Source organism: Geobacillus sp. TFV-3 (assembly GCF_009901865.1).
Lineage (GTDB): Bacteria > Bacillota > Bacilli > Bacillales > Anoxybacillaceae > Geobacillus > Geobacillus thermoleovorans_A.
This window is the reverse complement of sequence record NZ_MPSP01000001.1, coordinates 3,088,960-3,111,339: the sequence shown is the minus strand read 5'-3', so window position 1 is coordinate 3,111,339 and position 22,380 is coordinate 3,088,960. Positions and strand designations below refer to the sequence as shown.

The 22,380-nt window shown below is 51.5% G+C and carries 19 protein-coding genes, 1 pseudogene and 1 riboswitch; of the genes and pseudogenes, 14 read left to right on the top strand and 6 right to left on the bottom strand.

Going from position 1 to position 22,380, the window contains the following annotated elements:
• Positions 1-12: 12 nt before the first annotated feature.
• The 3 genes from BJQ97_RS15805 to BJQ97_RS15795 form a co-directional block, all read right to left on the bottom strand.
• Positions 13-372, bottom strand: a complete 360-nt coding sequence (locus tag BJQ97_RS15805; RefSeq protein ID WP_160157307.1) for a DUF779 domain-containing protein — start codon at positions 370-372, stop codon at positions 13-15.
• Between the two features lie 206 nt (positions 373-578).
• Complete coding sequence (adh, locus tag BJQ97_RS15800; protein ID WP_160157306.1) at positions 579-2,099, bottom strand: aldehyde dehydrogenase; 1,521 nt, start codon at positions 2,097-2,099, stop codon at positions 579-581.
• A 214-nt stretch (positions 2,100-2,313) separates the two neighbouring features.
• On the bottom strand, positions 2,314-2,901 hold the full coding sequence (locus BJQ97_RS15795) for a hypothetical protein (RefSeq protein WP_160157305.1): 588 nt from the start codon (positions 2,899-2,901) through the stop codon (positions 2,314-2,316).
• Positions 2,902-3,354: 453 nt separating this feature from the next.
• Between BJQ97_RS15795 and BJQ97_RS15790 the strand changes: the two genes are divergently transcribed.
• The 4 genes from BJQ97_RS15790 to BJQ97_RS15775 all read left to right on the top strand — a co-directional run bounded on the left by BJQ97_RS15790 (position 3,355) and on the right by BJQ97_RS15775 (position 7,343).
• Positions 3,355-3,789: a DUF1284 domain-containing protein gene (locus BJQ97_RS15790; RefSeq protein WP_160157645.1), complete on the top strand. Its 435-nt coding sequence runs from the start codon at positions 3,355-3,357 to the stop codon at positions 3,787-3,789.
• A gap of 264 nt (positions 3,790-4,053) precedes the next feature.
• A complete protein-coding gene (locus BJQ97_RS15785; RefSeq protein WP_160157304.1) occupies positions 4,054-5,430 on the top strand; it encodes an aspartate kinase in 1,377 nt (458 codons plus the stop codon).
• Between the two features lie 365 nt (positions 5,431-5,795).
• A complete protein-coding gene (locus BJQ97_RS15780) occupies positions 5,796-6,707 on the top strand; it encodes a processed acidic surface protein (protein WP_160157303.1) in 912 nt (303 codons plus the stop codon).
• Positions 6,708-6,713: 6 nt separating this feature from the next.
• Entirely contained in the window at positions 6,714-7,343 is a 630-nt protein-coding gene (locus tag BJQ97_RS15775) for a class D sortase (protein WP_160157302.1), read from the top strand.
• Between the two features lie 56 nt (positions 7,344-7,399).
• On the opposite strand, the gene BJQ97_RS15770 is transcribed toward BJQ97_RS15775, so the two are convergent.
• The gene (locus BJQ97_RS15770) at positions 7,400-7,840 is read right to left on the bottom strand and encodes a YwpF-like family protein (RefSeq protein ID WP_160157301.1); all 441 of its coding nucleotides are present in this window, start codon (positions 7,838-7,840) and stop codon (positions 7,400-7,402) included.
• 268 nt (positions 7,841-8,108) lie between these two features.
• On the opposite strand from BJQ97_RS15770, the gene ssb reads away from it, so the two are divergent.
• Complete coding sequence (gene ssb, locus BJQ97_RS15765; protein ID WP_201451706.1) at positions 8,109-8,468, top strand: single-stranded DNA-binding protein; 360 nt, start codon at positions 8,109-8,111, stop codon at positions 8,466-8,468.
• 119 nt (positions 8,469-8,587) lie between these two features.
• On the opposite strand, the gene BJQ97_RS15760 is transcribed toward ssb, so the two are convergent.
• Entirely contained in the window at positions 8,588-8,995 is a 408-nt protein-coding gene (locus BJQ97_RS15760; protein ID WP_160157300.1) for a helix-turn-helix domain-containing protein, read from the bottom strand.
• A 209-nt stretch (positions 8,996-9,204) separates the two neighbouring features.
• Here BJQ97_RS15760 and BJQ97_RS15755 point away from each other — a divergent pair, with 209 nt between their 5' ends.
• The 9 genes and pseudogenes from BJQ97_RS15755 (at position 9,205) to BJQ97_RS15715 (ending at position 20,530) form a co-directional block, all read left to right on the top strand.
• Positions 9,205-9,714 (top strand): hypothetical protein, encoded by a 510-nt coding sequence (locus BJQ97_RS15755; protein WP_160157299.1) that lies wholly within the window; start codon positions 9,205-9,207, stop codon positions 9,712-9,714.
• Positions 9,715-9,868: 154 nt separating this feature from the next.
• Entirely contained in the window at positions 9,869-11,221 is a 1,353-nt protein-coding gene (locus BJQ97_RS15750) for a C40 family peptidase (RefSeq protein WP_160157298.1), read from the top strand.
• Between the two features lie 43 nt (positions 11,222-11,264).
• Positions 11,265-12,044, top strand: a complete 780-nt coding sequence (locus BJQ97_RS15745; protein ID WP_160157297.1) for a hypothetical protein — start codon at positions 11,265-11,267, stop codon at positions 12,042-12,044.
• A 363-nt stretch (positions 12,045-12,407) separates the two neighbouring features.
• Positions 12,408-15,191 carry an Ig-like domain-containing protein gene (locus BJQ97_RS15740; RefSeq protein WP_160157296.1) on the top strand — a complete coding sequence of 928 codons (2,784 nt, stop codon included), beginning with the start codon at positions 12,408-12,410 and terminating at the stop codon, positions 15,189-15,191.
• 227 nt (positions 15,192-15,418) lie between these two features.
• Positions 15,419-15,613: pseudogene (locus BJQ97_RS15735) on the top strand (JAB domain-containing protein); the annotation flags it as partial.
• Between the two features lie 113 nt (positions 15,614-15,726).
• The gene (locus BJQ97_RS15730; RefSeq protein WP_236567299.1) at positions 15,727-16,221 is read left to right on the top strand and encodes a hypothetical protein; all 495 of its coding nucleotides are present in this window, start codon (positions 15,727-15,729) and stop codon (positions 16,219-16,221) included.
• Positions 16,222-16,302: 81 nt separating this feature from the next.
• The gene (locus tag BJQ97_RS17765) at positions 16,303-16,596 is read left to right on the top strand and encodes a hypothetical protein (protein ID WP_236567296.1); all 294 of its coding nucleotides are present in this window, start codon (positions 16,303-16,305) and stop codon (positions 16,594-16,596) included.
• Between the two features lie 266 nt (positions 16,597-16,862).
• A riboswitch (cyclic di-GMP riboswitch) is annotated at positions 16,863-16,945 on the top strand.
• Positions 16,946-16,972: 27 nt separating this feature from the next.
• On the top strand, positions 16,973-17,698 hold the full coding sequence (locus tag BJQ97_RS15720; RefSeq protein WP_160157295.1) for a hypothetical protein: 726 nt from the start codon (positions 16,973-16,975) through the stop codon (positions 17,696-17,698).
• A 504-nt stretch (positions 17,699-18,202) separates the two neighbouring features.
• Positions 18,203-20,530 (top strand): bifunctional 2',3'-cyclic-nucleotide 2'-phosphodiesterase/3'-nucleotidase, encoded by a 2,328-nt coding sequence (locus BJQ97_RS15715; protein WP_160157294.1) that lies wholly within the window; start codon positions 18,203-18,205, stop codon positions 20,528-20,530.
• A gap of 98 nt (positions 20,531-20,628) precedes the next feature.
• On the opposite strand, the gene amyS is transcribed toward BJQ97_RS15715, so the two are convergent.
• Positions 20,629-22,278: an alpha-amylase gene (gene amyS / locus BJQ97_RS15710; protein WP_160157293.1), complete on the bottom strand. Its 1,650-nt coding sequence runs from the start codon at positions 22,276-22,278 to the stop codon at positions 20,629-20,631.
• Between the last annotated feature and the right edge of the window lie 102 nt (positions 22,279-22,380).

The following is a 22,380-nucleotide window of genomic DNA, read 5'->3' as shown; positions in this document are numbered from 1 at the left end:
CGCAATGGCTGGTTACGTTGCGCCCGCATCCGCGCTTTGGCCGAAGACGCGCGAGCGGGTGAGAAAGCGGACGCCTTCCGGGCCTTCGAGCGAAAACATGCCGCCGCGCCCGGGGACAACGTCAATGATGAGCTGCGTATGCTTCCAATATTCGTATTGCGCCTTAGAGATGTAAAACGGGCAGCCGCCGATTTCGCCAAGCAAAACATCGGAATCGCCGACAATCAGCTCGCCGAGCGGGTAGCACATCGGCGAGCTGCCGTCGCAGCAGCCGCCGGATTGATGGAACATGAGGGGCCCGTATTTCGCCTTTAATTTTTCAATCAATTCTAACGCTGCTTTGGTGGCGATGACTTTCGGTTCATCAGGCATCGGATGCACCTCCTTTCGCATCACGGTCAAAGGCAGGCTCCTAGCGCAGCTCTGCTGGATTCGTCGAATGAAACAGAGTTGCTGCGTCGTGTTCCATTCCATCATCAAAAGGCGTTTGTGTGGTGTTGGCGGCGACGGATGCAACAGTGGGTAAAAGGCAGCGCCGGCGCGCTGCCTTTTGCCGTGGAAGAGCAGGTGGGCCAATGTTAGAACAAGCCAAGCTTTTTTGGCGAATAGCTGACGAGCAAGTTTTTCGTTTGTTGGTAATGGTCGAGCATCATTTTGTGCGTTTCGCGGCCGATGCCGGACATTTTGTAGCCACCAAACGCCGCGTGGGCCGGATAAATGTGATAGCAGTTCGTCCAGACGCGGCCGGCTTGGATGCCGCGGCCGAAGCGGTACGCGGTGTTGATGTCGCGCGTCCAGACGCCGGCGCCAAGGCCGTACAGCGTCTCATTGGCGATCGAAAGCGCTTCGTCGTGATCTTGAAACGTCGTGACCGCGAGCACTGGGCCGAAAATTTCTTCTTGGAAAATGCGCATTTTGTTATGCCCTTTGAAAACGGTCGGCTTGACGTAATAGCCGCCGGACAGTTCTCCTTCGAGCATGTTCCGCTCGCCGCCGATCAAAAGTTCGGCGCCTTCCTGTTTGCCGATGTCGATGTATGACAAAATTTTCTCGAGCTGTTCGGAGGAGGCTTGGGCGCCGATCATCGTTTCCGTATCGAGCGGATTGCCTTGCTTGATTTGCTTGACGCGCTCAAGCGCCCGTTCCATAAAGGCATCGTAAATCGACTCGTGGATGAGGGCGCGCGACGGGCATGTGCACACTTCACCTTGATTTAAGGCGAACATGGTAAACCCTTCGAGCGCTTTATCGAGAAACTCGTCATCTTTGTCCATCACATCAGCGAAGAAAATGTTCGGGGACTTGCCGCCAAGCTCGAGCGTGACCGGCACGATGTTTTGCGAGGCGTACTGCATGATGAGCCGTCCGGTCGTCGTTTCACCGGTGAACGCCACTTTCGCCACGCGCGGATTCGAGGCGAGCGGCTTGCCGGCTTCTAAGCCAAAGCCGTTGACGATATTGACGACGCCAGGTGGAAGCAAATCTTCGATGAGTTCGATGAGAACGAGGATCGACGTCGGCGTTTGCTCCGCCGGTTTCAAGACGACGCAGTTGCCGGCCGCGAGCGCTGGCGCGAGTTTCCAAGCCGCCATTAAAATCGGGAAGTTCCACGGGATGATTTGTCCGACGACGCCGAGCGGTTCTTTGAAATGATAGGCGACCGTGTCGTGATCGATTTCCGAAATCGTGCCTTCTTGTGCACGGATGCAGCTGGCGAAATAGCGGAAATGGTCGATGGCGAGCGGAATGTCAGCCGCGAGCGTCTCGCGGATCGGCTTGCCGTTTTCCCATGTTTCCGCCACAGCGAGCATTTCCAAGTTCTCTTCCATTCGATCGGCAATTTTGTTCAGCAAACGGGCGCGCTCGGCTGGAGATGTGCGTGCCCATGCGTCTTTGGCCGCATGGGCGGCGTCAAGCGCCAGCTCGATGTCCGCCGCTTTTGAGCGCGGCACTTCGCAATACGGCTGCCCCGTGATCGGCGTGATATTTTCGAAATACTCGCCGTCGACCGGCGGCACCCATTTGCCGCCAATAAAGTTTTCGTAGCGCTTTTTGAACGTGACAAGCGCGCCTGGCTGGCCTGGTTGTGCGTAGATCATCCCCGATTCCTCCTCCATATTGGATTTTTTGTATTCGCTTTCAATAGAAAGAATATTATAAAAATTCTTTCCAATGAATACAATATCATGGCTGGACAATACTGTCAAATCGAAAATGCCCGTGCGGCAGTATAGATGGTGATGAGAAAAGGCGCCCCGTTGCGTTTGGGGCACCTTTGGTTGGCTTCAAGGACTTCGATCGACGGTTTGTCCATCAATCGACTTCCAGACCTTCAAGCCAGCGGCTTGCGTAGACGCTGCAAAGATGATGGAACACTTCGATCGCCTCGTTCGGATCAGCGGCAAAAAAGGTGCTCGCGGCCGCTTCGTTTTCTTCGCGGACGAACTCAAGCAAAAAGTCGGAGGCGATCCGGTTGAACAAAAGAAGGGCGCTGTAGGAGCGCTCAAGCTGGCGTTTCCGCTCGAGCGGGTCGTCGATGGACAAAAACGGACGCTCATAGCGGGCTGTCATCTCCGACAACCGGCGCTGGATTTTGCGCTGGGCGTCCGCGAGCATTGCCTCGATCGTCTCTGGCGACAGAAAGGTTTGCTCGCGCAGCATATAGCCCCAAATTTGCTTGAGCGCATGAGCCGATTCGCTCGCAAACGCGATGTTGCTGAGCAGATCGGCGACATATCGCTCGTCGTCATCGGCTTGAATACGCAGCTTCATAATGATTTCGAGCACATCGGAATGAATTTTTTCTTTCCGCCATGACTTCGTCAGTTCATGAAGCAAGACGGAAAGGGAGCGTGCCAATTCTTCTTTCGTCATGATCAGCCAGTCCTTTCCCCGCAACATCCTTCCCTTTCTCATTGTATCATGGCGGCTTTCTATTTGAACGCTCTCCCCACCTGCGCTTCGAGGTGGGATCTTCTTGGGAGCATCTGCCCCACGGCAGGCTGCCAGCCAGGCCCCCCATGCGCCCTGCGGTTCTGCTGTTCTCACTTATGCGGATCGCGTGAAAGAGGAGGTCTTCTCGGCTAGAGATGATGCATACAAGCAAGAACGTGTTGCATAGCGTTGACCTATTTTGTAAGCCAAGGCGTGATCGAAGACAAACCACCAATCGCTTTACAGACGCGCATGGGCCTAAAAGCGGTGTTGTTCGCTCTCACAATGGTTGAAAAAATGCGGCGGTCTATGTTTCGATTGCTGAATGACAAGAGTTGACGTATGATGGAGGCAAAGACGACCGAAATCATGGAAGCGGGGCGGCATATATTTGAAGAGAAAAAAGAAAGGGGAGAGAAGATGAAACCAGTTCGTTTGCGGGGCCATCATTTGCTTTGTGTGCACGGATTTCGTGGCATGGGCTACAGCCCGTCATTCGTGGAAAAAATGTGGGAGATCGTGGCTCGCATTCGCGATGAAAATGACGATTTCCCGATTGAAGTCGTCGCGGCGCTTGACGAGGCTTGCCTCGCCTGCCCGCATCATGGGGAGACAACGTGTGAAGCCGGTCCGAATTCGGACGCCCATGTCCGTTCGCTCGATGGCAACGTCATTCGCCATTTAGGCTTGGAACCGGGCAACGTGTATTGGAAGTCTGAACTGATCCGGCGGACGGCGGAACGGGTCAAGCCGGATGATTTGGACGAGTTATGCCGCAACTGCTCGTGGCTGCCGTACGGCGTCTGCAAAGAAGGGATCGCCAACGTCCGCCGCGGTAATGCGGCGCAAACGTGAGAAGGATGTCAATTTCGGAAAAAGTAGCGAAGGGCGATGGAAACACGGTGCTGCGCTGAACCATCATCTGTTCGTCAAGGCGGGGATCTGTGGCATCACCGTCTTTCCGACATGGAATCATCTGTTGTGATAGGGAATCATGTCCGGCGATGGCGGCGGTTTTGAGCGTTCGCGGAAATTTCTAAAAAATGAATGGTTCCATGGGCGGGAAAATGTGATATGATAAACAATTATAGAGACTTTCGACAGAAAGGGTCATGAACGATGAAGGTAGCCAAATTCGGTGGAAGTTCGGTGGCGAGCGCCGCGCAGTTCCGCAAAGTGGCCGATATCATCTGCTCGGATATCGAGCGCCGCATCGTCGTCGTGTCGGCGCCGGGGAAACGGTACAAAGACGATGTGAAAGTGACCGATATGCTCATCCAGCTGGCCGAACAAGTTGTGGCTGGCGAGCCGCATGAGGAAACGATGGAAGCGATCGTGAAGCGGTACGCTGACATCGCCGATGAGCTGGGGCTGGGAGCCGACGGCTTTTTGGCCGAGCTTGTCGATGACTTGCAGTCGAAAATCAGCGCCTATCGAAGCGAGCCGCCCCGGTTGTTGGACGCCATGAAAGCGAGCGGCGAAGATCATAACGCAAGGCTCATGGCGCTCTATCTGCAAGATTGTGGGCTTGATGCGAGCTACGTCAGCCCGCTTGAAGCGGGCATTATCGTCACCGATGAGCCAGGCAACGCCCAAGTGCTTTCCGAATCATACGAAAAACTGCGTCAGCTCCGTGAACGTCGTGGCGTGCTCGTAATCCCGGGATTTTTTGGCTATTCTCGATCCGGCCATATCGTCACGTTCCCGCGCGGCGGGTCGGATATCACGGGCTCGATCGTTGCCGCGGGCGTCAAAGCAGACGTGTACGAAAACTTTACCGACGTCGATTCGATTTATTGCGTTAACCCATCGATCGTCGCCGATGCCCGCAAGTTGAAAGAAATCACGTACCGCGAGATGCGCGAGCTGTCGTATTCTGGATTTTCCGTCTTTCATGACGAGGCGCTCGAACCGGTCTACCGCGCCGGCATTCCCGTTTGCGTGAAAAACACGAACAACCCGGCCGCTCCAGGCACGTGGATCGTCGCCAAGCGCAACCATGTCGATGAACCGGTCGCCGGCATTGCGAGCGACACTGGCTTTTGCAGCATCAACATCAGCAAATACTTAATGAACCGTGAGATTGGCTTTGGCCGGCGCGTGCTGCAAATTTTAGAAGACGAAGGCATCTCTTACGAACATACGCCATCCGGCATCGACAACATGTCGATCATTTTGCGGGCGGATCAGCTCGCGGACGGAAAAGATGAGCGCATCCTCGCCCGCATCCGCGAAGAGCTTGCCGTCGATGAGGTGACGATTGAGTACGGCTTGGCGCTCATTATGGTCGTCGGCGAAGGGATGGAAAAAACGATCGGGATGGCGGCGAAAGCGACTACCGCACTCGCCAACGCCAACATCAACCTAGAGATGATCAACCAAGGTTCATCTGAAGTGAGCATGATGTTCGGCGTGAAGGAAGAAGTCGTCAACGAGGCGGTTCGCGCCTTGTACAACGCCTACTTCCAACAGGCAACCGTGAGCCGCCTTTTCTAACGCGAAACAGGCGTCCGAAACTCGGGCGCCTATTCTTATGAACCGAGAAGCCCCCACTTTCACGCGATCAGCGGAAGGGGAATGAATCAGCGTCTTCCATCATGGATGTTCCCCCAACGCCGCCCAAAATATCTGAAAAGAAGGACTTCGTTGGGACAGCCAAATCGCAGGGGCAGACGAGGATGGCTTGGCTGGCAGCCTGCCGTGGGGCAGGTGTCCCCGAGAATCTCCCCCCTCTAAGCGTTGGTGTTCAAGCGCTCTAAGCCGAGTTTTCTTCTTTTTTCGCTGGTTGGCGTACATAAGAGCGGCATGTTCGGAAAATACTACCAATGTACGTCAAAGAAAGCGGAAGGGAGGAAGAACGAATGCGGCAATGGCTAGGAATGGCTGTGCTTGTCGCTGCTTTCGCTTCGTTTCCGGCTGAGGCGGCGGCCATCAGCCGAAGCGAGCTTGAGCAGTACGCCGAGAGCGTCGGCTGGACGGTGAGCGACCTGTTGGTTTATTTGGATCAATACGGCTTGACAGCCGCCGATTTTCGCACGATGGATGAGCTGAAACAATGGCTCGGCACGCCCATCACGCATGAGCGGCTTCACACCGTGCTGCGCCGGCACGGGCTGACGGTCGAGGAGCTCGAGGCGCTGCTTGGCCAGTTTGGCGAAACGGTGCAAGACTACACATTTGTCGAAGACTTAGACCGGGCCATCCGTTTTTACTCGCAGCGCAACGCTGCCATGCAGCAAATCAACGACTTGCTTGGGGCCATCGGGATGACGGAACAAGAAGTGCGCGCCTTCACCCGCCATATCGCCTCGATTGACGACCCGCAGTTAGCCGAGCGGCTTTTGGCGCTTCGCGAGCGGCTGCGCCCGTTTGCGGAGACGGAAGGGTCGTGGACGGATGAAGAGCGCCGCCAACTGCGGGCGATATGGGAAGAGGGGCTTCGCCTGCTCGAGCTTAAGGCGAACCTTCCATCTGACGGGTCGGGCATAAAGACGGCCGGAGCGGAGCCGATCCGCGTTCGATTGTCCAACCGCCAAGGCGAGAAGATCGCCGATATCGCCATAACGCGGGAAATGTTGACATCAGGCTACATCGTCCGGGCGGGGGAGAAAAGCATTGACGCTGGGCTGCTCGCGGTCGAGATGAAAGGAAAGATGTATGGGGAAAAACTTCCGGAGACGGCGTCGCCGTATTTGACCTATACATTGGCCGGGCTGCTGCTCGCTTCAGCCGGCTTCCTTCTTTACCGGCGGGTCGGGCGGCTGAAAGGGTGAAGGAACGTGAACGGCAAGCCCACGCGGTTTTCGTGGAAGCGCCGGGCCGCGCGATGGGCGGCGCTGGCGGCGATCGTCATCGGGACGGCGGCGGCCGGCTGGAACGGTTATTGGTACACCGTCGGCCGGATGGCAGTCAAGCGGGATGCCCCTCAGCCTTCCTCACCGCCGACCGCAAGCCTTCCAGCCGAACGTTCGGCGCAAAAAGACGCGCCGCTTGGCGCCTGCCTTGGCGAACTCGCCATTCCGAAGCTCGGGGCGGCGATTCCGGTGTATGAAGGCGTCCGCGAACAAGAATTGCGCCGTGGCGTCGGCCATTATCCGGCGAGCGATTGGCCGGGGGAAAAAGGGCATGTCGTGTTATCCGGGCACCGCGATACCGTGTTCCGCCGCTTTGGCGAGCTGGAGATCGGCGATGCGCTGATCATTCGGACGGATCGCGCGTCCATCCATTACCGCATCGTCAACATCCGCATCGTCGATGACGACGACCGAACCGTTTTGGTCGACAAAGCGCGCCCGACGCTGACGGTGACGACGTGCTATCCGTTTCGCCTGATCGGCCGCGCCCCGAAGCGCTGCATCGTCACCGCCCGCCCGGTCCGGGTGGATGCCCAGGCGTTTCCAAGAGGATGATCCGCTTGCCTGCAGGAAGGCAAACAAAAAGGCTGGAAAGCGCGCTCTCCAGCCTTTTACCTTTTTCGTTCATGCGGTGTCTTGGCGTCGATTCGCTCATGCATTTGCTGGCGAAACTCTTGAAGCAGCGCCTCGCCTTGCAGCCCTTTCCTGACAAGGCCGGCCAGCACGACTTCCGCCAAATGGGTGCGCCGCGGGATCATCAGCCCTTCCATCAAGACGCTGATATGGCCGTTCATTTTCGTGATCGAGCGGACGGCGACGAGCATGTTGGCCGGGTCATTGCTCGTATGGGTGATCGTCACTTGCAATTGAAACTCTGGACGCCGCTGCAGGCTCACAAACATCGGCTCATAGTCGTCATCCAAATACGCCTCCACGAGCCAGCGGTTTTGCCCGTCTTCTTTATTGATGATCAGCCCGTCAATAAATGGGATGTCTTGGCGGTGCATGTCGTCGTCGATGACCGAGAGCCCGACAAGCTTGAACGTTTTCATCTCGTCCACCTCGTTACCGTTGTCTTATCCAAGATTATAGCACAGGCGGACGAGGGAAGAAAAACGGGATGCGGCCCCTAGTGCTGAAAAACGATCTGCATGTTTTCCGCCCGATGGCAAAAACGCCATTTTGCCCCGCCATTGTCGACGGAGATTTCGCCTTTTTCACTGGATTATATCCATAGAGTGTGCAAAAAATGCAAAAATCGCGATTTTACGACCTAAAACGAGATTCGTTATCATAAAGGTGCGGTGGAGGAAAGGGGGGATGCGCCAACACATGATTAACCAAGTCGTGTTGGTCGGCCGTTTGACGAAAGATCCCGAGCTTCGCTATACGGCCGAAGGGGCTGCCGTCGCAACTGTCACGCTGGCGGTGGCGAGAAATTTTCGCAACGCAGAAGGGGGGATTGACGCCGATTTCGTTCCGTGCGTCTTATGGCGGAAAACGGCGGAACATACCGCCAATTATTGCCGAAAAGGATCGATGGTGGCGGTGACGGGGAGAATTCAAACGCGCCGCTACGATAAAAAAGACGGTCAACGCGTCTATGTCACCGAAGTCGTCGCACAGTCCGTCCAATTTCTTCACTCTGGCAAGAAACAAGAATGGCCGGAGCACGTATAGTCGTTTCCCCATCCATGCCTTTCAAAGCGAATCCTCAAGAGAGAGAACGTGTCCCCAAACACTCCCCCAATGGATGGCGCTAGCACATCGTTGTTAGCGCTTTTTTCAGCATTGGGGAGCTAAATGAGCTCGGAGCACTCTTTCACGATCGTCACGATCATCGTTTCGACATGTTTCCGCTTTTTATCCGGCAGCTTCGCGAGCGCGTACACCGCTTCGCTCATTTCCCGGTTCTGAAGCAAGTAATCCAACGCCGCGAGCGCCGTTTCGTGCACATCCGCCGTTCCGTACATGTCCGTCACTTCGCGCAACAGCTCGCGCTGGCGCGTTTCACCGCCAAGCAAAAAATCGGCGCTGACGTCAAATAACTGGCATAGCTTCTCAAGCGACTGCACATCTGGAAGCAAGCTGCCGTTTTCCCATTTGCTGATTTGCGAGCGCGACACGTTCAGCTGTGCGGCCAGCTGTTCCTGCGTCCAGCGCCGTTGTTTCCGCAGCCGTTTGAGCGTCTCCCCAAGGTTTGTCATTGTTCGTCACCACGCTTTTCATTATTACTCTTTAAAGATAGAAAAGCATGGAGCCAATGGTTGTTCCTTTTCAGCCCATTTCTCTCTTTGTTTCTAAATCAGAACGGATTTGTCCGTGATTCCGGCGTTCGGCATCTTTTTTTGCTCAGGAAGGACATAGTACAATTAGTTAAAAATGGTAAATTATGAACCAAAAAGAGGGGGTCAAGGTGAATATCTATCTCGCCGATTTTGTCATTTGTGAACGAAACGGGGAGAAGCACGCCCCAAAAGTGTACCATATCTATATTAAGGAAATGAAAAATCCGTTTTCCGTGCGGCTGAAAACGATCGCCCCGGCCAGTTTCACTGATTCATTGCGATCGCTAAAAAATGAAGACGGGCGGACGCAGTTTTCAACGGAAGGCGAGGTGTTGTTCCGCACGATCACGTGCTCGTCCGAAGCTCAGCTCTATTTTGTGTTTAAATGCACGAGCCAGTTGTACATGTTTATCGTCAAGCTCGACCTTCGCCAAAAAAAGTTTACCGTCGCCCTCTACGAGTGGAACGAACCGAAGCAAAAATACATCCCGATCCGCGCAGATGAATGGTTGGCGATGGAAAAACAGCTCATTTATGACGTGCTGCAGTCGATTTATCTTGTCGATGATCGGCGTGTGTCGCACTTGTTCGCCAATCTGTCGCGTCCGAAAAGGGGAACACCCCATTCAGATTCATGATCTTCTTTCCTTTTCCAATGGAAAAAATCATTTCCTTTCATGGCTTTCATACGGTATACTGAAAATATAGAACATTGTCGCTCCTCATTTTGAACATCCATTCAGGACAAGACGACAACAAAACGAAAGGGCGGCGAAGGGAGAGGACGCATCCGTGAAACCGAATCACGTCGTCTTTGCCGCTGTCATGGCTTCGTCCTTTTTTCTTGCCCCGGATGACAGCCAGGCGGCGGAATGGAAAAAAGGCATGAGTTCCCCCGAGATTAAACAAATCCAGCAACGTTTAAAGGAACAAGGCTTTTTTACATACTCAAAAGCGACCGGCTACTTCGGCGCCATCACCGAAGAAGCGGTCAAAGCGTTCCAACGGGCGATGAATTTGCCGGCTACGGGCATCGTCGATGACGCCACCTACGCGAAGCTCAAAAGCGCGCCTGCGTCAAACGACGCGTTGGCAGTCGGTTCGCGCGGCGTGGCCGTCAGCGATTTGCAGCGCCGGCTGAAACAGCTCGGCTATTTTCGCTACCCACAAATCACCGGCTACTATGGTGCGGTGACGGCCGATGCGGTGAGGCAGTTTCAGCGGGCAAACGGGCTTCCCGAAACCGGGCGGGCGGATCGCGCGACGATGGAGCGGCTAAAGCAAAAAGAAACAAGCCAGACGGCCCCGTCGTCTGACGTACTGACGGTCGGCGCCCGCAGCGACCAAGTCCGCGAGCTGCAGCAGCAGCTCAAACAGCTTGGCTACTTTACATATCCGGATATCACCGGCTACTACGGGGTGCTGACGGCTGACGCCGTCCGCCGCTTCCAACGCGACAACGGTCTGCCAGTGACCGGCGCGGTCGACAACCAAACCGCCGCCCGCCTTGCGAATGCCGTGAAAGCGAAGGCAACCCCGCCCGCTGCGACCGAACGCTCAACGATTCGCCTTTCGATCGGCGCGCGCGGCGACGACGTCAAGCGCATTCAGACGAAGCTGAAAGAGCTCGGCTACTTTACACATCCGGAAGCCACGGGCTACTACGGCACCGCCACCGCCGATGCCGTCCGTCGTTTCCAACAAGCGGCCAAACTCCCAGCGACCGGCGTCGTTGACAGTGAAACATACGAGCGTCTGATCGGACAAGCCCCCGCGGTGAAGGTGGACGTCATCGAACTTGTCGCTGATGCGGCCGAACTGCTCGGCGCTCCGTACGTTTGGGGCGGCGATGCGCCGGAAGAGGGATTTGACTGCAGCGGCTTCATTTTTTACCTTTTCCAGCAACAAGGCGTCACCGTGCCGCGCACCGTCGCCTTGATGTGGAATGCGGGCACGGCCGTTTCCGCCCCGGAAGTCGGCGACATCGTCTTTTTCGCCACGACCGTGAGCGGCCCATCGCACGCCGGCATCTATATCGGCAACGGCCAGTTCGTCCATAGCGGCGCCTCGACAGGCGTGACGATCAGCCGCCTGGACCAATCGTATTGGAAGCAGCGGTATTTAGGGGCGAAACGATTGTTCTAGCATGCCAAAACGGCCACGATGATCAAGTGAGGAGGAACAGAAAATGAAGCATGCATCGCGAATGGCGGCCGCCGTCTGCCTCGCCGCCGCCATCGCCCTCGGAGGAAATGGACAAACGGCTGACGCCGCCGTCCAATGGGGGCAAGTCCAATGGAAACAAGGGATGATCGGCAAAGTCGTCATTTTGCGCGACACGTCCCTGTACCGCCTGAACGGAACGACATGGCAGCCCGCCATGACAGCGAAACAAGGGCGCGAGTATCGCGTCTACAGCCAAAAACGGGCAGGCGGCGCCGTCTATTACAGCCTCGGCGGCGGGTTGTATGCCAAACAAGGGGACGCCATCCAGTACGTGCCGTTCACAAAAGACGAGCTTCTCGCTCTTGTCACCCGCTCATGGAAAGGCCAGTACATTCTGCAGGCAGGAAATGAATCCGTCCCGTTCGTCATCGAGCGGCAAAAAGGCAGCCGTCTGTTTGGCTGGTACTTATACGGCAAAAATATGTCCTTGCCGATCGAAGGGCGCATCAGCGACTCCGCTGTGACGCTTGACATTTACTTTAACGACAATGTTGAGGCCATTGCCGATTCGATCTCTTACTTGAAGGCGTACAATGTGCCGAAAGACGAAATCGAAAAAATTGCCGAGCAGCTTGCCAACAGCGGAGATTACCAAATGCAGCTGCAATTTTCCGTCACCAACAGCCCGGAGCAATTCTCCGGCCAGTTCCGCTTTCTCGACTTGTACTTGAATGACCGCTATGATGTCGTCAAAATGACGCTCGGCCAACCGATGGACGTCACGGTGAAGAAAAACGATTGATGTTTTTTTACAAAACGAAACCCATCAATCTGCAAAAATATCGTTCTAACATTCTGATTTCCATCATATTCATATCAATGCCGTCACTGATGGAAATAATTTCAATGTCATATTCTCTAAAAAATTTGTATTTAGGGCTAGAATTTAGAAGAAAAATGTATTATTATAGGAGACGTGGAGCATTAAGGAATGATGTGCAAGTGCTAGCACTGGATGCGCGGACTGCCAATCGGTCCAGCATCTAGCCGCAAAGGATGATGTTGGTTCTTGTTAGCACCTTTTAGGCAATGAATCTACTAAGCGGAAACGTTTAGTACCCATTGTCCTAAAGTTTCATAAAAACGAAGGGGGATTTTGAGCTTTATGGACAAAAAGAAAGCAGTCAAACTCGCCACAGCCAGCGCTGTAGCAGCGAGCGCTTTCGTTGCCGCCAACCCGCACGCTTCCCAAGCGGCGACGGACGTGGCAACGGTCGTCAGCCAGGCGAAAGCGCAAATGAAAGAAGCGTACTATACGTACAGCCATACGGTAACGGAAACGGGTAAACTGCCGAACATCAGCGACGTTTACGCTGCGTACAACCAAGCGAAACAGGCATATGCGAACGCTGTCGCTGTTGTAAACAAAGCCGGCGGCGCGAAAAAAGACGCGTATTTGGCTGACTTGCAAGCTACATACGAAACGTATGTATTCAAAGCCAACCCGAAATCGGGCGAAGCGCGCGTCGCTACGTACATCGACGCTTACAACTATGCGACAAAGTTAGACGCGATGCGTCAAGAACTCAAAGCAGCCATCGATGCGAAAGACCTGAAAAAAGCCGAAGATCTCTACCACACAATTTCGTACGAGCTCAAAACGCGCACGGTCATTCTCGACCGCGTATACGGCCAATCGACGCGCGACCTGCTTCGTTCGCAATTCAAAGCCGAAGCACAAAAACTGCGCGACAGCTTAGTCTACGACATCACCGTTTCGATGAAAGCGCGTGAAGCGCAAGACGCCATCAAAGCCGGCAACTTGGACAAAGCGAAAGCTGCTCTTGACCAAGTCAACCAATACGTATCGAAAGTCACCGATGCATTCAAAGCCGAACTGCAAAAAGCAGCCCAAGACGCCAACGCGGCGTATGAAGCGGCATTGACGCCGAAGGTTGAGAGTGTAAGTGCGATTAACGCTAAACAAATTGAAATTAAATTCAACAAAGCTGTTGACAAGTCTACAATCTTCTCTAACGTAACAACAGGAACACTTAATGCTGGTGTAGTAACAGTAAAACGTACAGTAAATGATACAACAGACGCTAATAAGAATGTTGATTCAAGTTCTGATACAATTACAGGTTCTTTAAGTGCTGATGGTAAAACATTAACATTAACTGTTGATGCTACTAGTGCTAAGTACTTCGACGGAACTTATGCGGTAACTGTTTCTGATGCTGTTAAAGCTACTGATGGTAAAGCACTTACAGCATATGCTGGTACATTTACAACTAAGGACCAAACAAGTCCAACAGTATCAAATGTAAGCTATAATACAATTACAAACAAAATCGAAGTTACATTCTCAGAACCTATTACTGCAGTTCCAGACGTTGTAAGATTAAATGGTGAACCTGTAACAAGTGCTTCATTTGTAGTAGGTACAAATCGAACAAAAATTGATTTTGCTAAGCCTTCTTCAGTAGCTGCTGGCTCTACAGCAACTTTATATGTAGCTGGAGCGAAAGACGCAGCAAATAATATACTTACTCCATACACTGGTAATGTAACAATTACTAACGATGCTTCTGCATTGCAAGTAACATCTGTTACACAAATTAGCTCTAACCAATTGAAAGTAGTATTCAATAAATCTCTTGCGAGCGACAGTGCTACTATTGATGGTGCTCTAACTGCAGTTATCGATGGAACTGTAGTGAGCTCAAATAACGTAACAGCTGCTCTTGATACAACTGATACTTCTAATAAAACGGTTATCGTAACATTTAGTGGTACTGCACCTAACTATTTCTATGGTAGTGCAAATTCAAAAGCGGTAACATTAGTATTTGCTGATAACGCAATTGCAGATGTATTCGGCAAAAAACTTGCTGCTACAACTCAAAGCGTTACTATGACTAAAGATGTTACTGGTCCAAAAGTAGTTTCAGCGAAAGTTGCTTCTAACGGAAAAGACATTGAAGTAACATTTGATGAAGCAATTTCTGGTGCTGCTGGTGATATTGATACAAGCAAAATCGTATTACGCAAAGATGGAGTTGCGTTGAGTGCAGTTGCTAACGCTACTCAAAAAGCGGCTACTGGAGATGGCGCTAAAGTCCTTGTAATTACTCCAGCTACTGCAGACCTTGTTTCAGGTAAGTTACCAGCTGGAACATATACAGTTCGTTTAGACGCTGGTGCAGTTAAAGACGCTCATACTAATACTAATGCTGCAGCTACTGCAACTGTTTCTATTAGTGCTACTACGACTGATTTAACTGCTACCATTGCTAACCAAACAGTTTCTAGTTCTGCAGTTCCTAACGTTTTTGAAGTAACATTTAGCGAAGATGTAACAGCTGCTTCAGCATTAAATCCTGCTAACTATACATTGGATGGAGCAGCTTTACCAAGCGGAACTGATATCTATTTCAAAAACGGTGCTGCAAACAGAACAGTAGTTATCGAATTGCCAAGCAACTCAATTAACATTGGTTCAGCTACTACACCTGCAAATGCTGTACTAGCTGTTAAAAATGTTCAAACTTCAACTGGTAAAACAGTTGTTGCTACATCTGGAACTGTAAAAGTAAAAGATAACACGCCAGCTACGTTGCAAAGTGCAACATTAGTAGGAAATAATATCCTTAAACTTACATTTAATGAGAATATTAGCGCTTCATTTGCTAATATCGCTGATATCTTAGATGATATCGAAATCTCTAATGGCACTACTACATTTACAGCTGGAGATGCTACAGCAACTGCATCTGTATCTGGTAAAGATTTAATTATTACTGTGACGCCAGGAAATTCTAACTGGTCTACAGTAACATCTTCGCCTACAGTAACAGTGAAGACTCTTGGTACTGGTGACGGAGATATCAAAGACGTTAACGGTGTAACTGTTAAGGGCGATGTTTCTGTAACATTAGCAAAATAATATTGCACCTTCTAAAGAGTGACCATATTTAGTGGTCACTCTTTTTAGCTATAAGTATCTATCATAGCGAAAGGTCCTTTGGAGAGAAAACTCTGCGGGGCTTTTCTTTTTGCCCGAATCTGTATCAAGCTTGATTTCAAATATATATTATGATTTTGAACCTACAATCATAAAGCCTCCATTCCTTTCGGGGAATTGGGGCTATTTTTGTTTTAGGAGGGAGTCAGATGCAACCAGCGAAGCGCGTGAATATCGTCAGCTTGAGGCTCGTTCGGGAGTCGAGCGTGCTGTACAGGGAGCGACAAATCAAGTCGCCGGAAGACGCGTACAAGCTGCTGAAGCCGTTTCTCGTGGAAGCCGACAGGGAGAAGTTTGTCGTTGTCTGCCTTGACACGAAAAACCGGCTGACGGTGATCAACGTGTACCGCTTCTTCCAGCGATTTGTGTTAATGATTGGAGGAGGAAAATACTAATATTTGGTCCTGACGAACAAGAGGGATATTTCCACTTTTATGAAAACGTAATAAAATGATAGATGATGAAACTCAGTAAAGGGAGTTTTCGGGGTATTGGAAATGTAATGAATGAAAAGAAAGGAGACGAAAAGATGAAGGTGCTCGAGTACCCCTTTGCCGTTGCACCCATTTTTCATTTGATTGCAAACAAATCGATGGAAGCAGGCTTGCATTTATGTGATGGCAATGCGAAACAAACAGTGCAGTTGTTTATGAATGATACGGCTTCCGAGAAAGGAAAGAAGCGCATCGGGGCCATACAATATGAAGGAAGCAACGATTACACAACGAAAGAGCCCCACATCGTCAGTTGGAGGTTCGAACGAGCGTCGCTTCCGGATGGCCTCAAACAAGACTTAGAGGCGATCACCGCGTTTCGCAGAGATCAAAACGAAGGCCCGTCCATCAATCCAAGCGCCCAGTCGATAGCCTTTAAGTTTGAAGCGTTGACGGATGCCGCCAAAGAAACGATTGAGGCGATTACTTCCGTTCTTAAGAAGCATGCAAGAAGTTGAAATGGTTACGTGCCTGTCGCTTTTCGATGGATGGGACGGTGTGGCTAAGGCGGAGATTGAAAGGGAAACGGGGGATTAGGAATGGCGCATGTATTTCAAATCAAAACAAAACCGCATGGGTTTCAGCGGTACGACGAATTTATTCGTGACCAGGTCATTGGGATTGGTTGGCCGCTGATTGGCAAGTTGGACGGTATAAGCAAAGATGAATTGAGAGAGCGATTGCGCAACGTGTACCATTATTCGGGGGCGAAGCTTGGCAACGCTCTTGGCGCGATCTGGGCATTTGTAAACACGATGGAACAAGGGATATCGTGTTGGTTCGTAATGGAGCATTGCTCAGCATCAGGATCGTCGGCCCCTATCGCTACGTGAAACATCTTGACAATGATAACGATGGGTTTTGCCATCAACGGTCGGTTGAGTGGAAGGTCATGAATGAAAACGTTCGCTTGTATAATGAGAAAGTGCATGAAACATTGCGGAACCCGGGAGTTGTGACAAAAAGCAAATATACTGTACACGAACTTCAACTAGGGATTTAATGGTGAACCAGGAATGTTTGAGACATATATGAAATGGTTCAACGGTCGAAAATAGTCATTTCGTCTCACTTCTTCGCGAAGAAAATCATGGTACAATCATGATAAAGGTACAGCTAAGGAAACTTAGCGTCACAAAGCTACAGGGGCTAAGGGGAAACCTATGCCAGCCAGCTGCCATTACCAAAAAAATAAAGGAGGAATTGGTAATGTTAAAGAAAGGATGGCCGATTTTGGTGGCGTCGATGCTCGTCGCCTCTCCGACGTGGGCGGCCGCCAAACCTGCAGGCAAAGCGCATGAACGCGAGATGACGGTGAAGAAAGTGGAAATCGTCATCAAGAAGCAGACGGAACAAAAGGAAACAGAGGCGAAGAAAAAACAGGAATCGTCCAAGCAGCAAAAAATGCTTGCGCAAAAGTTGGCGCAGTTACATAAAAAAGTGAGCCAAATTGAAGAGCGGCTAGACAAAGTGACCGCTCGCATTCAAGCGTTAAGTGAAGCGGAACCGGCGACGGACACGCAAGCCTCGCCGGGGTCTGCTGATTCGGCGTCAACGGGCGAGCCGTCCACTTCTCAACCGACAGAAGCCACAGCGGCAACTGACGCTCCGAGCGGACAAGCCGTAGCGGCCAATGATGCTGCAGCTCCGGCTGCCAGCGGGCAAACTGCAACAGAGGCGCCGTCTCCGACTTCTCAACAGCCTGTTGATGAGGATCAAGCGGAGCTCGATGAGGAAAAACAAGAGCAAATCGATGGCCTCATCGGCCAGCTCATCGCGTTGTCCAACCAGCTGCGGGCGGTGACGAATGAAATTCGCGCCCTTGAAAAGAAAGTCGGCGCCAACAACGCAGACATTCAGAAGGTAAAAGAAAAAGTCAAGGCGTTGAACGAACAAGTGCAAGCGAACAAAAAGGCGTTGCTCAATTTGCTATAGGGATAAGGAAGGGCGCCAGTGGAGGGCGCTCTTCTTTGTATTGCAATGGCGATTTTCTGTTTTTGTTTGGGTTGCTTCTTCCTGCTCTTTTAGAAAAGGCAGTTCTTAAAGGCGTATTCTCTCTGCGGATAATGGATTATTTGAACAGCTTTTCTGCTTCCTTATCTACTCCTCTTAACGATGCGTGTTATGCCTTTAATGTCGGCTGTCATTCCTTCTTTTCCTATCTTCCAACGGTTTTTTGATGTGTTCTGCTAATGTTGAGCTGTCCATCGCTCGTCGGACGGCGGTTTCAAGGATCATATACAGCATGAATGTGGAAAGGAAGATTGGAAAGATCAACCGTCCCCAAGAATAGGACATTGTGCTTTCCTCTATCTCTCTCTTTCGATATTGTCTGTTTCTTTCCTCTATTTCTTTGTTTTTTCTATCAAAATTTTGTCGCTTTTATGGTAATATGATGTAGAGATGACAATGATTTGATCTGAGTGAGGGGGATGGGCATTGAAAACACGGAAGAAATACTCGGCGGCGAGCGTGGTGTTGGCGTTGGGGTTGCTTGCTCCGGTTGTGTTGCCGACAGCAGCGGGCGCGGAAGACCGAGATGTCGTCAAGCTGCGCATTTTAGAGACGACAGACGTACATATGAATCTCGTCAACTACGATTATTTCAAAGACAGTCCGACGAATGAGTTCGGGTTGTCGAAAACGGCGCGTTTGATCGAGCAGGCGCGCGCTGAGCAGCCAAACACGCTTCTGTTTGACAACGGGGATTTGATTCAAGGAACTCCGCTTGGCGACTATGTGGCCAAAGTGAAGCCGCTGCAAGACGGAGAAGTGCATCCGGCGGTGAAGTTGCTGCACTTGTTGAAGTACGATGCGGCAACGGTTGGGAACCATGAGTTCAACTACGGCTTGGATTTCCTCAATGAAGTGTATGACGATGCCAAGCTACCGATCGTGAATGCGAACGTGTACCGTGACGATCATGACCAAAATCCGGATAACGATGTCAACTATTTTACGCCGTATCAAATTTTAGAGAAAGAAGTCGTTGATGAAGACGGGGAGAAACATACGCTGAAGATCGGCGTCATCGGCTTTGTGCCGCCGCAAATTATGGATTGGGACAAAGCGAATTTGCAAGGGAAAGTGATTGCGAAAGACATTGTGCAGTCGGCGCAAAAGTATATTCCAAAAATGAAAGCGGAAGGGGCCGATTTGATCGTCGTGCTATCGCACTCGGGCATTGAGACAGGCGGAAACAGCCCGAACATGGAAAATGCATCGTATTATTTGACGCAAATTCCGGGGGTCGACGCCGTGTTGACCGGCCACCAGCATAAAAAATTCCCGGCCCTTCCAGGCACGACACCAGATTTTCCGGACGGAAACGGAATCAACAATGAAACCGGAACGATTAACGGTGTTCCAGTGACGATGCCGGGTTCATGGGGTGATGCGCTCGGCGTGATCGACTTGACGGTCGAGCAAGTCGACGGAAAATGGAAAGTGACGCAAGCGAAAGCCCAGCTCCGTCCAGTGTATGACAAGGCGACGAAAACGCCGCTTGTCGACAGCGACCCAGCTGTTGAGCAGGCGATCCAGGCGGAACATGAAGCGACGATTCAGTACGTCCGCAGCCCGGTTGGGAAAACGACGAGCCCGATCAACAGCTATTTTGCGCTCATCAAAGACGATCCGTCGGTGCAAATCGTCACGAACGCGCAAAAATGGTATGTCGAAAAGATGTTGAAAGGGACGAAATATGAAGGCCTTCCGGTGCTGTCGGCCGGCGCTCCGTTCAAAGCAGGCGGACGCGGCGGGGCGAGCTATTATACCGACATCCCGGCAGGGGAAATCGCCATTAAAAACGTCGCCGATTTGTACTTGTATCCGAACACGGTGTATGCGCTGAAAATTACGGGAGCCGAGTTGAAAGAATGGCTTGAGTGGTCGGCGGGGCAATTCAACCAAATTGACCCGAACAAGACAGACGTTCAACCGCTCGTCAACAATGATTTCCCAACGTACAACTTCGATATTATTGACGGCGTAACGTATGAAATCGATGTGAACGAACCGGCGAAATACGACAAAAACCAAAATGTGATCCATCCGAACGCGAACCGGATTAAAAATTTGAAATTCGAAGGCAAGCCAGTGACGCCGAACATGGAATTTATCGTCGCAACGAACAACTATCGGGCGACGACGAACCGGCTCATCAATCCGGGCGGGAAAAACACGATTTTGGCCGCGCCGGATGAAAACCGGCAAGTGATCATCGATTACATTCGGGAAAACGGAACGATCAACCCGTCGGCGGATGGCAACTGGCGGTTTGCGCCGGTGAAAGGAAAAGCGTCGGTGACTGTTTCCTTTGAATCGTCGCCGGAAGCGCAAAAATACTTGCCGCAAGACGGCAGCATCCGCTATGTCGCCACTTTGCCGAGCGGATTTGCCCAATATGAATTTGCCTTGCCGCTTTGGAAGGAAGAAAAGCCCAATCCGCCAAAGCAGCCAGAGAAGCCACCCATTCCTCCAGGCCAAGCGAAAAAAGTCTACTGGGATGGCGTGGAGCTGAAAAAAGGGCAAATCGGCCGCTTGACGGTGCAAAAGCCGATCAATCTATGGAAACGGACGGCGGATGGACGCCTTGTGTTCGTCCGCATCTTAAAGCCTGGGGAAGTGTACCGCGTCTACGGGTATGACGCGCGCTTCGGCGGGCAGTACGCGGTCGGCGGCGGGTATTACGTGACTGGAATCGACACGCACATCCGTTACGAAACGCCGTCGAAGGAAAAGTTGAAGCAAGTAAATGGATGGTAACAAAAAACACTGCCTTGCGCCGCCATTCATGGCGGGCAAGGCAGTGTTTTTTTGTCTCAATGATAGAGCGGCATGTCTTCACAACGCGATCGCAGGCATCAAGGCCATGCCACCAACCGTGGTTCAGTCCAACGGACGAATTCACCAGTCCACGATCCGGTTGTGATCGGCCAAGCGATGGTAGAGACGGTCGTTTTTCTAGGAACCCAAACCGAAACCGAACCGCCATTGACTTTGAATTCTCCCCATCCATCAGTGTTGATGGTGACGGTGTCACTCCGGTTGCCGGTAAGGTCATAGAACACTTTTCCGGCGTGTTGTTTGCCAACGTACATCCATTTGCTTCCGCCTGGTCCATCGGTGATCAGTGCGGCTAGTCCGGATCCTGGTTTTTCGCTGACGCCTTCCCTTGTCCATCCGATGATATCAGCATGATCAAGATAATCATGTTGTGTACCGTAAGCATAATCCCTGCGCGCGATGAGGAGCGGATCGATTTTGCTTTTCAGCGAAGGAATGTTATATTGTGGGATGCCATAATAGTCACCGTAAAAGACGCACGGGTATCCTTCCTGCCGAGTTAGAATAAAGGCGTAAGCCAACGGTTTGAACCATGGATCCACCCATGATTGCAGCGCCTGACCAGGTTCGGTGTCATGATTATCGACGAAGGTGACGGCCAATGTCGGTTGATCTTTCATGAGAGTATTGGTTATTAACGTACGCATATCAAATGCGCCGCCTGATTTGGAGGCGGTATAAAATTTATTGTGCAGCGGGGCATCGAACAAAGACATCGTTCCGTTTGTTTTGGTAATGTAATTGTGCAGCTTGTTGATGTCATAGCTCCAATATTCGCCAACGGTAAATAGCGGCTTGCCAGTCTGCGAACGCACGTACGAAAGCCAATCTGGGAAAAAGCTGAACTTGATATGCTTGACTGCGTCGAGTCGAAACCCATCAATGTTCGTTGTATTGACATACCATTTTCCCCAGTTTTTCAGCTCGGCAACGACTTCGGGATGATCCATATCCAGATCAGCATACATTAAGTAGTCATAGTTTCCATTTTCCGTATCGACTTCCCAATCCCATGCTTTACCGGTACCGCGGAATTTGTAAATCCGATTCAGTTTTCGGCTTTCATCCCAATCGACGCCATCAAAATGATACCATCGCCAACGAAAGCTAGAATAGGTGTTACCTCGGCCAGGGAAGTCAAACTTAGTCCATGCTTGGATGGAGTAAGTGCCTGAGATTTCTTGATTGCGGTCGGATGGGTTGACTTCGACGGCATCCACCCATTCTGTCGCATCGGCGCCGCCTTTATGGTCGAATACCACATCGGCATATACTTGCATTCCGGCGGCATGAGCGGCTTGAATGGCTTGAAGATACTGCGTTTTTGTCCCGTATTTTGTGCGGACGGTTCCTTTTTGGTTGAATTCACCGAGATCATACAAATCGTATACCCCGTACCCTACATCGCTTCGACTCGTTCCTTTGTAGGCGGGAGGAAGCCAGAGGGCAGTGATGCCAAGACTCGATAAGTTTTTTGCTTCGTTAGCGACTTTGGTCCATAGCGTGCCGTCATCGGGCAAATACCATTCAAAATATTGCATCATGGTGCCGTTAAACGGTGCGGCAGCCTTGGCGGGCTGTTCTGTTGGGCAGAACAGCGAGGCGGTGAGCAAAAACGCGAGCAGGAAAGTCCACCCTTTTCGAATGATGCGGTGAAACGTTAGCACAATTCCCTTCCCCCTTAATTAAATGTTACATTCGACGGTTTGGCTTCCAAAAAATAAAGGGAAACGATTGCATAAAAAGAGTAAAAAGGAAGCAAAACCTCG